General features: G+C 63.3%; 2 protein-coding genes. Both read right to left on the reverse strand.

Annotated elements, in window-relative coordinates; all coding sequences use genetic code 11:
• Nucleotides 1-293 (reverse strand): hypothetical protein (locus tag AC1DIX_RS27740; protein WP_477328555.1); only part of this gene is annotated, 293 nt, incomplete at its 3' end.
• On the reverse strand, nucleotides 290-501 hold a 212-nt coding region (locus AC1DIX_RS27745), incomplete at its 5' end, for a hypothetical protein (RefSeq protein WP_477328557.1). The genes AC1DIX_RS27745 and AC1DIX_RS27740, both read right to left, overlap by 4 nt.

Below are 501 nucleotides of genomic sequence, written 5' to 3' on the forward strand. Positions count from 1 at the left end.
TCGAAGCGCTGCTCGGCAGCCTGGAAGCTGCCGGGCAGATAGGCGGGCTGGCGGGCAAAAAGCCGGTTCTCGATTTGCCATTGCAGCCGGAACAGGCGCGATGCCCTCGTCGTGCCGTCGGGACGATCGTGGACGATGACGGTCTCGAGCACGAAACGGCTGTCGGCCTTGATCCGGTCGAGCACGGCCAACTGCCAGCTTTCCAACCCGTCCTTGCTTCCGGCCAGAACGCCGATCCTCAGCGGTCTGTCTTCTCCCATGATGTCGCTCCGTTTCAACGGGTTGCGGGTCATTTCTGATCTGCTGACTGCAGTTTCTTCGAGATTGCCGAAGCCAGTTCGCGGATCCCGTCGCTGCTGAGCGAGTCCTCATGCCAGCCGCTGAGATCGACGCAGGCCGTATCCTTGGCAACCGCCTCGCCCCAGCCGAACCGCAACTTGCGGGCGCGCGGGTGATGTGCCTGACTACGCAGGAAGACGATCGACGGATCCTGCGTCTGCG

The organism is Massilia sp. 05N420, assembly GCF_056397205.1.